The following is a 13,801-nucleotide window of genomic DNA, read 5'->3' as shown; positions in this document are numbered from 1 at the left end:
AGGCTCTTTTTACGTGTGAAATACTGTAAGATCAAGTTATTCATAGGAGGAATATAGAGAAATGAAACTGGGAATCGTGGGACTTCCGAATGTAGGAAAAAGTACACTTTTTAATTCACTGACCAAGGCCGGAGCAGAGTCAGCCAACTATCCGTTCTGTACTATTGACCCGAATGTGGGTGTTGTAACGGTACCGGATGAAAGACTGAATCTTCTGGGAGATTTTTACAAATCAAAGAAAGTAACACCTGCAGTGATCGAATTCGTTGACATCGCGGGACTTGTAAAAGGTGCATCCAAGGGAGAGGGACTCGGAAACCAGTTCCTTGCAAACATCCGTGAGGTAGATGCTATTGTTCATGTAGTACGCTGCTTTGAAGATTCCAATGTTGTCCATGTAGATGGAAATATTGATCCGCTCCGTGACATTGAAACGATCAATCTGGAGCTCGTTTTCTCAGATCTTGAGATCCTTGAGAGAAGAATTGCCAAGGTTACCAAGACAGCACGTATGGACAAAGAGGCTGCCAAAGAGCTTACATTCCTCGAAAAAGTAAAGGCTCATCTGGAGGACGGACAGCTTGCCATCACTCTTGAGACAGAGAATGAAGATGAGGATGCATGGCTTGCAACCTATAACCTTCTTACAGCGAAACCGGTGATCTATGCAGCCAACGTTGCAGAAGATGATATTGCGGATGATGGAGCAAATAATGCACATGTACAGGCTGTGCGTGAGTATGCATCCAAACAGAACAGCGAGGTATTTGTGATCTGCGCACAGATCGAGGAAGAGATTTCCGAGCTGGACGAGGATGAGAGAAAGATGTTCCTTGAGGATCTGGGACTTACTGAGTCAGGACTTGAGAAACTGGTACGTGCAAGCTATCATCTTCTCGGACTTATGAGTTTCCTGACAGCAGGAGAAGATGAGACAAGAGCATGGACGATCAAGATCGGAACCAAGGCACCTCAGGCAGCAGGTAAGATCCATACAGATTTCGAACGCGGATTTATCAAGGCAGAGGTTGTAAATTACCAGGATCTTCTGGACTGTGGTTCCTATGCAGGTGCCAGAGAGAAAGGCCTTGTCCGTATGGAAGGAAAAGATTACGTTGTACAGGATGGAGATGTGATCTTATTCCGATTTAATGTTTGATCATCAGCAGTCAGTAATTAACGGGCAGAGAAAAATCGGTATCAAGAATATATAACAGGTGATTTTATGGATATGTCAATTCGTTTTCCCGGCCTGAAACTGGTTTTGGACTATGTTCCGAAATCATTTGAGATTTTTGGATTTGAGATTACGATCTATGGTGTTCTGATCGCGGTCGGAATGCTCCTCGGAATCTTTTTTGTGGTGCTGGAAGCCAGAAGAAATCATGAGGATCCGGATGGATATCTGGATCTGACTATCATAACGCTGATCGCAGGCGTGATCGGTGCAAGGCTTTTGTATGCGGCTTTTTCGTGGAGTCTGTACAAAAATGATCCGGGGCAGATCCTGAATGTACGATCCGGTGGAATGCTTTTTTATGGTGGCCTTCTGGGCGGAGTCCTGAGCGGCGCGGTTTACTGCCGGCTCCGCAAAAAGTCATTCTGGAAAATGGCAGATCTTGCCTGTATGGGAATCCTTATCGGGCAGATAATAGGAAAGTGGGGAAGTTTCTTTAACAGAGAATCGTTCGGAGAATATGCAGATAATATTTTTTCCATGCAGATTCCGCTGACTGCGGTAAGAGCAGGAGAGGTAACTACCGCGATGCGCGAAAATCTTCAGACCGCAGACGGATTATCCTGGATCATAGCGCAGCCACTGTTTTTATATGAGAGTCTCTGGTGTCTGCTTGTATTTCTGATGCTTATGATGCATCTTCGAAAAAGGGTATTTCAGGGAGAGATTTTTTTGAGATATCTGGCGGGATATGGTCTGGGGAGAGCTGTGATCCAGTGGTTCCGCACAGATAAGGTATATTTTCCGGGAACAGAAATTGATGTTTCCTTAGTGATTTCAGGTGTGCTTTTTGTCTTATGTACAGTGATCGTTACGGTGAAGCTTGTAATGGCGAGGAAGCGTGCCCGGGTACGAAAGAGAAGAATCGAAAAAGATTACCAGGCAGAAAAAGAAGCCGCAGAACAAAGAGAACAGGCAATGGAGAATCTGGAAACAGAAACTGTACAGGGAGAAAAATATGAGTCAGGAGAAAATACGTCAGAAGGAGAAGAACCTCCGCAGAGCAGCACTTCTTCAGCAGCTGCAGGAGGAACGGAAGAAACTGGACAACCAGATCCAGTCCCGGAGCGACCTTCTGAAGAATCTGGAAGCCAGTCAGAGAGTTGACCGCATTCTGGAATTATACTATCAGAACTGAAACGATTTCAGAACATAAGAAAGCACTGTCCGGCAGGAAAAGTCAGAAGGACATATCCTGCAGGACAGTGCTTTTTTATATAATACAAAAGAACTTCCGGGCAGGTGTGTGCCATGGCAATATCAGTACATTTTACGAAAATCCAGAGGGGTGGTCCCGGTGATCTTACGGAACATGGCAATAAAATGACTGGCATCGGAGAAACCGGAAGCACCGGCAACATCCTGGATCTTCATATCCGGTTTGGACAGAAGGAGCTCTCTGGCGCGGCTGATACGGTACATTGTAACATACTCATAAACAGAGCAGCCAAGGAAGCGCTGAAACAGACGGGAGAGATACTGAGGAGAAACAAAAACACTCTGGCTCAGCTCGGCGGCTGTGATGTCATTCTGGTAACTGGTTTCGATTTCTTTTATTACAGGGAGCACATATCTCTGATAAAGCGGATTATCCTGGATTTTTGGAGAGGCAGCGCAGTCCATGAAATTCATAAGAAGATTGTAACAGTCCGAGGAAAGCGATTTCATATTCGGTGTCGGCTGGTGGTATTTTCGAAGGGAATAGGAGATCAGTTTACGGATATTTAAGCCCTGCTCTTTCGGGGTGAGGATCACTTCCTGATTGTCTGTCATAGAAGGGATACTGCCTGCGAGAGTCCCGGTAAATGTGGCAAACATGGTAATCCATGAGGTGGATTCCCGGTGATAGGAGTGGGGAACCGATGGTGCGATGAGAATCCCCTCGTTTGCACCCAGGGTATATTGTTTCCCGCGGACTTCGATACGTCCGGTACCTTTTTCCGTCTGGAGATAATGGTAGTAGGGATAGCCATCCGGGCGTGATATGTTATCCTGGTTCCAGTGATTCCCAAGAGATTCAAACATAAACGGAGCACTGACGGGAGTGTTTCTGAAATAAATAGACATATTTTTCACCTGTTTCTAAATGTTATATATTTTGGTGAAACATATTATACCATAATCTTTAAGTTTATACTATAATAATGTACAGACAGAAATGAAGTAACGAAAATACAACTGTAAAACACAGTATTTCAGGAAATTCAGTCAATATTTACCGGAATACAAAAGCCGGACAGGAGGAAAACATGAAAAAATTTGATTATTCTCTGGTGAAAGATCCACAGTATTTCTGTGACGGAAGAATGGAAGCGCATTCGGACCACATGTATTATCGCAGTGAGGAAGAACGGGAAGATGAGGAAACTTCCTATCGCCACAGCCTCAACGGACTCTGGAAATTCCACTATGCAAGAAATTATGCAAGTACAGTTGCAGGATTTGAGGAGGACGCATATTCCTGCAAGGACTGGGAAGATATTTATGTACCGGCGCATATCCAGATGGAAGGATATGATGTACCACAGTATGCCAATGTCCAGTATCCATGGGAAGGTCACGAGGAACTTCACCCGGGACAGATCCCGGAGCGTTTTAACCCGGTGGGAAGCTATGTGAAATATTTCCATGTGCCGGAAAACATGAAAGGAAAAAGAGTATTTATCTCTTTCCAGGGAGCAGAAAGCGGACTGGCTTTGTGGCTCAACGGAACTTTTGTGGGATACAGTGAAGATTCTTTTACCCCTTCAGAATTTGAGCTTACAGAGTATCTGAAAGAGGGCGAGAACAAACTGGCAGCCCAGGTATTCAAATGGACAGCCAGCAGCTGGTGCGAAGACCAGGACTTTTTCCGCTTTTCCGGAATTTACAGAGATGTTTATCTTTATACCGTGCCGGAGGTTCATGTCTATGATCTTAAGATCCGTGCGATTCCGGATGAGACCCTTAAAAAAGCAAGTCTTGAGATCGTGACAAAAACCTGGGGAAAAGGAAAACTGAAACTTATACTTTCCAGAAAAGGCGAGATCCTTTTGCAGGATGAAAAAGCTCTGGACGGTGAAGATACCTGTACATGGGAAATTTTAAACCCTCTGCTCTGGAGTGCGGAAGAACCGAATCTCTATGATCTTGACATGGAAGTGTATGATGAGAACGGAATGCTCCAGGAGATCATTCCTGAAAAAGTCGGTTTCCGCCGCTTTGAGATGAAAGACGGTATTATGACCCTCAACGGCAAACGTATTGTGTTTAAGGGAGTAAACCGTCATGAATTCAGCTCCGTCACGGGAAGACACGTATCCCGGGAGGAACTGATCCAGGATATTGTGACTATGAAGCAGAATAATATCAATGCCATCCGTACCTGCCATTATCCGGATGCTTCTCCGATCTACCGCCTCTGTGATGAGTACGGCCTTTATATGATCGCGGAAAACAATCTGGAATCTCATGGTTCCTGGGATGTGGCAGAACTTACAGGAGACTACACAGATATTGTTCCTCACAACAAACCGGAATGGCTTGATATGATGCTGGACCGTGTAAATTCCATGTACCAGCGTGACAAAAATCACCCGGCAATCCTGATCTGGTCCTGTGGAAATGAGTCCTTTGGTGGAAAAGATATCTTTGAGATGTCCGAATTTTATCGTAAGAATGATCCTACAAGACTTGTGCATTATGAAGGCCTTTTCCATGACAGAAGCTATAATGCAACCAGCGATATGGAAAGCCAGATGTATCCGTCTGTAGAAGCAATTAAGGAATTCCTAGCAAAAGATGACAGCAAGCCGTTTATCTGCTGCGAGTACACTCATGCAATGGGAAATTCCTGTGGCGCAATGCATAAATATACAGATCTTACTGACACAGAACCGAAATATCAGGGTGGTTTCATCTGGGATTACATTGACCAGTCCATTTATAAAAAAGACCGCTACGGAAAAGAATTCCAGGCATACGGCGGTGATTTCGGTGAGCGTCCGACGGATTATAATTTCAGTGGAAACGGTATTGCATATGGCGGTGACAGAACTCCGTCTCCGAAGATGCAGGAGGTCAAATTCAATTACCAGAATATCACTGCGGAGGTAACAGAAAATGCTGTAAAAGTTATCAACAAAAACCTGTTTGTAAATACCGATACGTTCCGCTGTGAAGTGACTCTTGCAAAGAATGGACATGTCCTTTGTACAGAGACACTGGAGACATCCGTAGAGCCGTTAAGCGAAAAAACATACGCCCTTCCTTTTGGAAAACAGCAGAGAGCGGGCGAATATACAGTGACCGTATCCTTCCTTCTCAGAGAAAAAACACTCTGGGCAGAGGCAGGACATGAGGTCGCATTTGGCCAGTATGTTTACAAGGTAGAAGGAGAAGAGAAAGCTCCGGTTTCCGGTGTGGAGATCGTGAGAAGCCTTCACAACATCGGCGTTCGCGGAGAGAATTTTGAGGTGATGTTCTCCGTTCTCAATGGTGGGCTGGTTTCGTATAAATATGCAGGAAGAGAAATGATCGAGGCAATTCCGAAGCCGAATTTCTGGAGAGCACCTACAGATAATGACTGTGGAAATCAGATGCCGATGCGTTACGCACAGTGGAAGATTGCCAGCATGTACGCAAGCCACAAAGAGTTCCGCAGGGGAATGTATGGTCCGTCCAACGCCCCGGAGACAACTGTCCATGATAACAGTGTGGAGGTTGCCTTTACTTACATCATGCCGACGACACCGGTCAGCGAGTGCCGCCTTGCCTACGAAGTATTCGGAGATGGAAGGGTAAAAACTACCCTGACCTATGATCCGGTAAAAGAACTGGGGGATATGCCGGAGTTTGGTGTACTCTTTAAATTCAATGCAGATTATGACCATGTCAAGTGGTATGGACTTGGACCTGCGGAAACTTATGCAGACCGCAAACATGGCGCAAAACTTGGCATCTATGAGAATATGGTGACAGACAATCTGGCACGTTATCTGGTACCGCAGGAATGTGGCAGCAAAGAAGGCGTACGCTGGGCAAAGATCACAGACAGAAAGGGCAGGGGAATGCTCTTTGAGATGGATGAGAAAAACGGCCCGATGATGTTCTCCGCACTTCCATATACCCCTCATGAAATGGAAAATGCCATGCATCCATATGAACTTCCGGAAATCCATTATACTGTTGTCCGTGCCGCAAAGGCACAGATGGGTGTGGGAGGAGATGACAGCTGGGGTTCCTATACCCACCCGGAATATCTTCTTGACACCGATAAAAAAATGGAATTTTCTTTTGTATTCAAAGGACTTTAAATGTCATAAAAAAACAGAACATAAAGGCTGAAAAAAAGCTTCCGGAAACCATCCGGAAGCTTTTTTATTTCATAATAATGCACAGAAAATATACATGCTGAAAAAAAACCTGTGGATATTTCATGAAAAGAAAAAAAACTTGGATATGCACTTGTTTTTTCATGGTAAATAGTTTAGAATGATTACATAAGTGGTAGAAAGTGGTGAATAGTGGTAGCGAATGGGGCTGAGTGGCAGAACACACCATTTGCACCCTGGAAACACGAAGGGGAGAATCGTGTTTCACGAGAGTAGGTGGGTTTCATGTTCATGGGCGAGTATAATCATACGATCGATGCGAAGGGGCGTCTGATCATCCCATCCAGGTTCAGGGAACTCTTAGGGGAAGAGTTCGTACTGACCAGAGGGCTCGATGGTTGCCTTTCCATTTATCCGATGGATGAATGGGCTGCCTTTGAAGAGAAACTCCGAGCATTACCACTTACAAATAAAGACGCAAGAACCTTTTCACGTTTCTTTGTAGCCGGAGCTACGACATGCCAACTGGATAAGCAGGGGAGAATTCTGGTGCCGCAGACGCTGCGCCAATTCGCTGGTCTGGAGAAGGATGTGGTGCTTACGGGTAATCTGAACCGGATTGAGGTATGGAGCAAGGAGAAGTGGAGCGAGAATTGCAATTATGATGACATGGACAGCATTGCGGAGAGCATGCAGAACATTGGAATCGTCATTTGAGCATAGCGCAGGTAGAAATCCCACAGGAGACGGATATGGAATTTAAGCATAAATCTGTATTACTCGATGAGACCATTGAAGGCTTAAGGGTAAAGCCGGATGGAATCTATGTGGATGGCACTTTAGGAGGAGCGGGACACGCCACAGAGGTGTGTAAGAAACTTTCTGCCAAGGGGAGATTTATTGGCATAGATCAAGACCAGGATGCGATAATTGCTGCGAGTGAACGGCTGTCAGCCTTTAATCAGGCGACAATCATTCGCAGCAATTATTGTTACATGGCAGATGAGTTAAGATCCCGTGGCATTGAGAAAGTGGACGGGATCCTGCTGGATTTAGGAGTGTCATCTTATCAGCTGGATAACGAAGAGAGAGGTTTTTCCTATCGGTATGATTCTCCTCTGGACATGCGAATGGACAGAAGGCAGAGCCGTACAGCCGGAGATATTGTCAACGGCTATGAAGAACGGGAACTTTATCGTATTATCCGCGATTACGGCGAAGATAAATTCGCCAAGAATATAGCGAAACATATCGTGGCTGCCAGAGCGCAGGCACCGATTCAGACAACCGGGGAACTGACAGAAATCATAAGGGGAGCCATCCCCATGAAAGTACAGGCTACAGGAGGACATCCGGCCAAGAGGACTTTTCAGGCGATACGCATTGAGCTGAACAGAGAGCTTGATGTGCTCCGTGATTCTCTGGACGGAATGATCGATCTTCTGGATGACGGAGGAAGGATCTGTATCATCACATTCCATTCTCTGGAAGACAGGATCGTAAAAACGATTTTCCGCAAAAATGAAAATCCATGTACCTGTCCGCCGGATTTTCCGGTTTGTGTATGCGGAAAGAAATCAAAAGGTAAAGTGATCACAAGGAAACCGATCCTTCCTAGTGAACAGGAGATGGAGGAGAATCCGAGATCAAAAAGTGCGAAGCTTCGTATTTTTGAACGAAAGCTGTAAATGAGTTTTTAAAGATGGAAGGTAGGCAAATGGCGAAGACAGGAAGAGGGACTACAGCCAGAAGAAATCGGAATACCGTCAGGAACAGCAGAGAAATGTATGTTCAGGGAAATGCGGTAAAAAGGTTACAGGAAGTTCCTCGCAGAACTGATCTGCCCGATGTACAGGAAAGGCGTCGGCTGGCCCGGGAGAGAAATCAGAAATCCGCAGTTCCGGTAACACCTGCGAAGCAGGCGGCGAACAGGAAGATACAGCGGAACAGAGAAAAAGCGATGGCTATGAATAAAGGCTTCGTTCTGTTTCTCACTGCGGTTTCCATTGCGGTATTATTTACCTGCATCAATTATCTGCAGGTAAAATCAGAAATCACGGCGAGTATGAAAAATGTTGCAAATCTGGAATCTGAGCTTGCCCAGCTGAAGGAAGATAACGATGCATATTACAGTCAGGTTACTTCTGATGTTGATATCAGCGCGATCAAGAAAAAGGCAATCGGCGAGCTTGGGATGAAATATCCTTCTGAGGATCAGATACAGACATATGTTACCGAGGGTAACAGCTATGTAAGACAGTATCAGGATGTGAATACGCACAAGTAACAGATGTACAGTTTTTTGAGCAGGTGATCGATTGAGTACAAGAAGGCGCAGGCCGGTAAAAAAAATTAATAAGAATATGAAAAAAAAGCTGGCAGTACTATTTTCTTTAGTGGTGTTGGCTTTAGTTGGTTTGGTGGCAAGAATTACCTATATTAATGCCACAAGCGGAAGCAAATACAGAAAACAGGTGCTGAGCCAGGCACAGCAGAAATATGAAAATCAGACACTCCCCGCCAAAAGGGGAGATATTTATGACCGGAATGGAAATATTCTGGCAACAAGTAATAAAGTTTATAATGTGATTCTTGACTGTCTGGAAGTTAACAAGGATGAAGATTCCGTGGAGCCGACCATCAAGGCTCTGGTGGAAGTGCTGGGTCTGGATGAGGACGAGATGCGTAAACTTCTCGACGATGACAGCACAAAGAGCAGTCAGTATCAGATCGTTAAGAAACAGATCTCCATGGATGATAAGAAAGCTTTCGAGAGCTATGAGAACCCGGGGGATGACAGCGAACTGACCGCCGCCCAGAAGAAAGAGCGTTCCAAGATCACAGGAGTATGGTTTGAGGAGGACTATTTAAGATCCTATCCGTTCAATGAAACAGCCTGTGACACCGTTGGTTTTACACTTTCCAGAGATGTGGCAGATATCGGGCTGGAAGGTTATTACAATGCAACGCTTACCGGTGTTGACGGAAGACAGTATGGATATATCAACAACAATTCCGATGTAGAGCAGACCATTATAGAACCAACCGACGGAAAGAGCATAGAAACTTCCCTTGATCTGGGACTTCAGCAGATTGTGGAGAAATATGTAAATACTTTCGAAGAAAAAATGGGAGCCAAAAATGTCGGCGTCATTATCGAGGACCCCAAGACCGGAGAAATCATGGCCATGGATGGCGGCGACCGTTACGATCTGAATAATCCGAGAGATTTTTCCAATGTTTATTCCGAGAGTGAGATTGCTGCCATGAGCGATGAGGAAACGGTAGATGCCCTGAATGGAATGTGGAGTAATTTCTGTGTGACAGACGCATACGAACCGGGATCAGTAGTAAAGCCCATTGTTATGAGTTCTGCCCTTGAGATGGGAGCGATTTCCGAGACAGATAATTTTGTCTGCGATGGCGGACAGTCTTTTGGTGCGGAAGGAGCTACGACATTTATTAAATGTGCGGTATGGCCCGATGCCCATGGAACAGAAACACTTGCTGATGTTATTGCCAATTCCTGCAACGATGGTATGATGCAGATCGCGGCGAAAATGGGAAAAGATAATTTCCTCAAAACGCAGAGTACTTTTAATTTCGGAACAAGAACCGGTATTGATCTTCCGAATGAGGGAAGCGGTGTAATCCATACCAGCGAGACCATGGGAGAGACAGAGCTTGCATGTTCCGCCTTTGGACAGGGATATACACTGACCATGATCCAGGAGATCAACGCCATGTGTTCAGTCATCAACGGCGGATATTATTATCAGCCACATCTGGTAACCAGGATCAAAGACAGCAGCGGTGGAATTGTGAAGACGATTTCTCCGATCCTGATGAAACAGACCATTTCCGAGAAGATATCTGCGGATATCCGGTCTTATATGGCAGCCAGTGTAGATCACGGTACCAGCCGTACTTCCAAGGTTCAGGGCTACAGTTCCGGTGGTAAAACCGGTACAGCCGAGAAGCTTCCGCGAGGCAATGGCAAATATCTGGTATCTTTTATCGGCTTCGCGCCGGTGGATGATCCGGCTCTTGTAATTTACGTAGTTGTAGATGAGCCGAATGTAGAGGATCAGGCAAGCAGTACCTATGCACAGTATATTGCTCAGGGAATTCTTTCCGAAGCGCTTCCATATCTGAATGTACAGCCGGATGAGGCTGAGGACGGTGAAGTTCCGACGACAGAACTGTGGGACATCTTTAAAGGAATCAGCGATTCCGCAACAGGATCTGCCGCAGACGGACAGAAAGAAGCAATCTCCGATGAGAACGTTCCAAGCCCGCCGGAAGATGATTCTGAGGACGAAGATACAGAAGATAACAATGATATGCAAAGTGATGGCCTTACAAATGAAGAGGCAGGCCTGGAATAAGATTTCGAATACCCTCTCAGGGAAACGTCATATATTACAATGACAATCTCTGAGGGGGATTTTTTTATGATCCGGACCATGGTTTACCACAGGAAAAAAATCTGGGTGGTTTTTATGATCTGTGCGGTGCTTCTCCTGGGACTTGTGGGGAGGCTTCTGTACCTTATGGGAGCGCAGTCTGAATATTATTCAAAAAAAGCAGATGATCTTCATGAACGGGAACGTGATATCAAAGCGGCCAGGGGGAAAATTCTGGATATCAATGGAACTATTCTGGCAGATAACCGGACAGTCTGTACAGTATCCGTGATACACAGCCAGATTAAAGATCCGGAAAAAGTGATTCAGGTACTTGCCAGAGAGTTATCCATGGATGAAGAAATCATCCGGAAAAAAGTAGAAAAAATTTCTTCTATTGAAAGAATTCGAACAAATGTGGAAAAAACAACCGGAGATGCGATTCGTGAATATGCCCTTGCAGGTGTAAAAGTGGACGAAGATTACAAAAGATATTATCCCTGTGGTTCCCTTGCTTCCAAAGTGCTGGGATTTACAGGGGGTGACAACCAGGGGATCATTGGCCTTGAGGTGAAATATGATGAGATCCTGAAAGGTGAGCCCGGGAAAATTCTCACAGTTACCGATGCACGTGGAGTGGAGATCGACGGGACAGGAGAACGGCGGAAGGAGCCAGTGGCGGGAAATACACTGCGGACCAGTCTGGATGTTAACATCCAGAAATATGTACAGCAGGCGGCTCTGAAAGTGATGGAGGAAAAACAGGCGGAGCGGGTCTCCATTCTTCTTATGAATCCTCGGAATGGGGAAATCTATGCCTGTGTCAATGTTCCGGAATTTGACCTGAATGATCCGTTTACTTTGAATACAGAAGAAACAGCAGCAGATGGAAAAAAGAAGCAGGATCTTCTGAACCAGATGTGGAGAAATCCCTGTCTGAATGATACTTATGAACCAGGATCTACTTTCAAGATCATTACCATGGCAGCGGGACTGGAAGAAGGGGTTGTGTCAACCGAAGATCGTTTTTTCTGCCCGGGGTATAAAGTGGTGGAGGACCGGAGGATTCACTGTGCAAAAAGAACCGGACATGGTGCACAGAACTTTGTAGAGGGTGCACAGAACTCCTGCAACCCGGTGTTTATTGAGGTGGGACTGCGGCTGGGAGTAGATAATTATTATAAATACTTTAAACAGTTCGGACTTTTGAAAAAAACAGGAATTGATCTTCCGGGAGAAGCTGGAACGATCATGCATAACCCGAAAAATATGGGAGAGGTGGAACTTGCCACCGTATCCTTTGGCCAGTCGTTTCAGATCACGCCGATCCAGCTGGCAACAACGGTCAGTGCGATCATCAATGGCGGAAACCGGATCACTCCTCATTTTGGGATCAGTGTGGAAAGCGCAGACGGAACAGAAGTGCAGACACTGGAATATCCGGTGGAAACGGGGATCGTGTCCAAAGAAACTTCACGGACAGTACGGACGATTCTGGAAACGGTAGTTTCAGAAGGTTCCGGGAAAAACGCCGGGATCGAAGGTTTCTCCATCGGGGGAAAAACAGCTACCTCTCAGACTCTGCCTAGAGGTTCCGGCAGATACATTTCTTCATTCCTGGGATTTGCACCGGCAGAAGACCCGAAAGTTCTGGCCCTGTGCATTATCCATAATCCTCAGGGCATGTATTATGGCGGAATCATTGCCGCACCGGTAGTAAGAAGTATTTTTGAAAATGTGTTGCCCTATCTTGGAATTGCGAAGACCGTCACGCAGACTCCATCCGGGGAAAACCGGGCAGATGGGGTTGATTAATGAAAGGAAAAGCCTTATACTGTTGAAGAAGTATAAAAAAACGAAAGAATTAGAGGTGTGAGGATGGAGTTTCATGTTGTGATCCCTGTGCTGATCTCATTTGCGATCAGCCTTGTATTAGGACCGATTGTTATCCCTTTTTTAAGAAGACTTAAAATGGGACAGACAGAGAGAGAGCTGGGCGTGCAGTCCCACCTGAAAAAGAACGGTACCCCGACCATGGGCGGAGTGATCTTTCTCATTGCGACAACTGTGACATCACTGTTTTATATCAGAGATTATCCGATGATCATCCCGGTACTTTTCCTGACCCTGGGATTTGGACTGATCGGATTTCTGGATGATTATCTGAAAGTAGTCCTGAAACGTTCAGATGGTCTTCTGCCATGGCAGAAAATGGCACTGCAGATTGTTGTGACAGCTGTATTTGCTTTTTATCTTGTAAATTATTCCAACGTATCCCTGACTATGAAGATCCCGTTCTGGAGCGGACATTATCTGAATCTGGGATGGTTTGCGGTTCCGGTACTGTTTTTTGCGGTTATCGGTACAGTAAACGGAGTAAACTTTACCGACGGACTTGACGGACTGGCTTCCAGTGTTACCCTGATTGTTGCAGTATTTTTTACTGTTGTTTCCCTTGGAATGAACAGTGGTGTGGAGCCGATTACCTGTGCGGTTGTAGGCAGCCTTATGGGCTTCCTTCTGTTTAATGTATATCCGGCCAAGGTATTTATGGGAGACACCGGTTCTCTGGCACTGGGCGGTTTTGTGGCTGGTGTGGCTTATGCCATGCAGATGCCGCTGTTTATTATCCTGGTGGGACTGATCTACCTTATTGAGGTACTGTCCGTTATGATCCAGGTATCCTATTTCAAGGCAACACACGGAAAAAGAATTTTCAAGATGGCGCCTATCCACCATCATTTTGAGCTTTGCGGGTGGTCCGAGACACGGGTCGTTGCAGTGTTCTCTGTTGTAACTGCCATTATGTGCCTGATCGCTCTCCTGGCATTATAAGGAGGAACAGA

General features: G+C 45.6%; 10 protein-coding genes. 9 read left to right on the top strand and 1 reads right to left on the bottom strand.

Going from position 1 to position 13,801, the window contains the following annotated elements:
* Window positions 1–61: 61 nt before the first annotated feature.
* Entirely contained in the window at window positions 62–1,159 is a 1,098-nt protein-coding gene (gene ychF / locus GPK81_RS13155) for a redox-regulated ATPase YchF (RefSeq protein ID WP_021977889.1), read from the top strand.
* Window positions 1,160–1,225: 66 nt separating this feature from the next.
* Entirely contained in the window at window positions 1,226–2,344 is a 1,119-nt protein-coding gene (lgt, locus tag GPK81_RS13150; RefSeq protein WP_215707187.1) for a prolipoprotein diacylglyceryl transferase, read from the top strand.
* A gap of 153 nt (window positions 2,345–2,497) precedes the next feature.
* Here the strand turns inward: lgt and GPK81_RS13145 are convergent, their stop codons facing one another.
* Window positions 2,498–3,304 (bottom strand): helix-turn-helix domain-containing protein, encoded by an 807-nt coding sequence (locus tag GPK81_RS13145; protein WP_021977887.1) that lies wholly within the window; start codon window positions 3,302–3,304, stop codon window positions 2,498–2,500.
* 182 nt (window positions 3,305–3,486) lie between these two features.
* Between GPK81_RS13145 and GPK81_RS13140 the strand changes: the two genes are divergently transcribed.
* The 7 genes from GPK81_RS13140 (at window position 3,487) to mraY (ending at window position 13,790) form a co-directional block, all read left to right on the top strand.
* Window positions 3,487–6,531: a glycoside hydrolase family 2 TIM barrel-domain containing protein gene (locus tag GPK81_RS13140; protein ID WP_215707186.1), complete on the top strand. Its 3,045-nt coding sequence runs from the start codon at window positions 3,487–3,489 to the stop codon at window positions 6,529–6,531.
* 303 nt (window positions 6,532–6,834) lie between these two features.
* Window positions 6,835–7,266 carry a division/cell wall cluster transcriptional repressor MraZ gene (mraZ, locus tag GPK81_RS13135; RefSeq protein WP_021977885.1) on the top strand — a complete coding sequence of 144 codons (432 nt, stop codon included), beginning with the start codon at window positions 6,835–6,837 and terminating at the stop codon, window positions 7,264–7,266.
* A 35-nt stretch (window positions 7,267–7,301) separates the two neighbouring features.
* The gene (gene rsmH / locus GPK81_RS13130) at window positions 7,302–8,237 is read left to right on the top strand and encodes a 16S rRNA (cytosine(1402)-N(4))-methyltransferase RsmH (RefSeq protein WP_215707185.1); all 936 of its coding nucleotides are present in this window, start codon (window positions 7,302–7,304) and stop codon (window positions 8,235–8,237) included.
* Between the two features lie 29 nt (window positions 8,238–8,266).
* On the top strand, window positions 8,267–8,836 hold the full coding sequence (locus tag GPK81_RS13125; protein WP_215707184.1) for a hypothetical protein: 570 nt from the start codon (window positions 8,267–8,269) through the stop codon (window positions 8,834–8,836).
* Window positions 8,837–8,867: 31 nt separating this feature from the next.
* Window positions 8,868–10,937 (top strand): peptidoglycan D,D-transpeptidase FtsI family protein, encoded by a 2,070-nt coding sequence (locus GPK81_RS13120; RefSeq protein ID WP_252196655.1) that lies wholly within the window; start codon window positions 8,868–8,870, stop codon window positions 10,935–10,937.
* A 66-nt stretch (window positions 10,938–11,003) separates the two neighbouring features.
* A complete protein-coding gene (locus GPK81_RS13115) occupies window positions 11,004–12,770 on the top strand; it encodes a peptidoglycan D,D-transpeptidase FtsI family protein (protein WP_021977881.1) in 1,767 nt (588 codons plus the stop codon).
* A gap of 63 nt (window positions 12,771–12,833) precedes the next feature.
* Window positions 12,834–13,790: a phospho-N-acetylmuramoyl-pentapeptide-transferase gene (gene mraY, locus GPK81_RS13110; RefSeq protein WP_021977880.1), complete on the top strand. Its 957-nt coding sequence runs from the start codon at window positions 12,834–12,836 to the stop codon at window positions 13,788–13,790.
* The last annotated feature ends 11 nt before the right edge of the window (window positions 13,791–13,801 follow it).

The organism is Blautia sp. MCC283 (assembly GCF_018785565.1).
In the GTDB taxonomy this organism is placed as follows: Bacteria; Bacillota; Clostridia; order Lachnospirales; family Lachnospiraceae; genus Blautia_A.
Note: the sequence above shows the minus strand (reverse complement) of the source record. Positions and strands in the feature narration are given on the sequence as shown.

Coding starts and splice junctions, on each gene's coding strand:
- GPK81_RS13125 (WP_215707184.1), top strand. CDS start 8,267: ATGGCGAAGACAGGAAGAGGGACTACAGCCAGAAGAAATCGGAATACC.
- rsmH (WP_215707185.1), top strand. CDS start 7,302: ATGGAATTTAAGCATAAATCTGTATTACTCGATGAGACCATTGAAGGC.
- GPK81_RS13140 (WP_215707186.1), top strand. CDS start 3,487: ATGAAAAAATTTGATTATTCTCTGGTGAAAGATCCACAGTATTTCTGT.
- lgt (WP_215707187.1), top strand. CDS start 1,226: ATGGATATGTCAATTCGTTTTCCCGGCCTGAAACTGGTTTTGGACTAT.
- GPK81_RS13115 (WP_021977881.1), top strand. CDS start 11,004: ATGATCCGGACCATGGTTTACCACAGGAAAAAAATCTGGGTGGTTTTT.
- mraY (WP_021977880.1), top strand. CDS start 12,834: ATGGAGTTTCATGTTGTGATCCCTGTGCTGATCTCATTTGCGATCAGC.
- GPK81_RS13145 (WP_021977887.1), bottom strand. CDS start 3,304: ATGTCTATTTATTTCAGAAACACTCCCGTCAGTGCTCCGTTTATGTTT.
- mraZ (WP_021977885.1), top strand. CDS start 6,835: ATGTTCATGGGCGAGTATAATCATACGATCGATGCGAAGGGGCGTCTG.
- ychF (WP_021977889.1), top strand. CDS start 62: ATGAAACTGGGAATCGTGGGACTTCCGAATGTAGGAAAAAGTACACTT.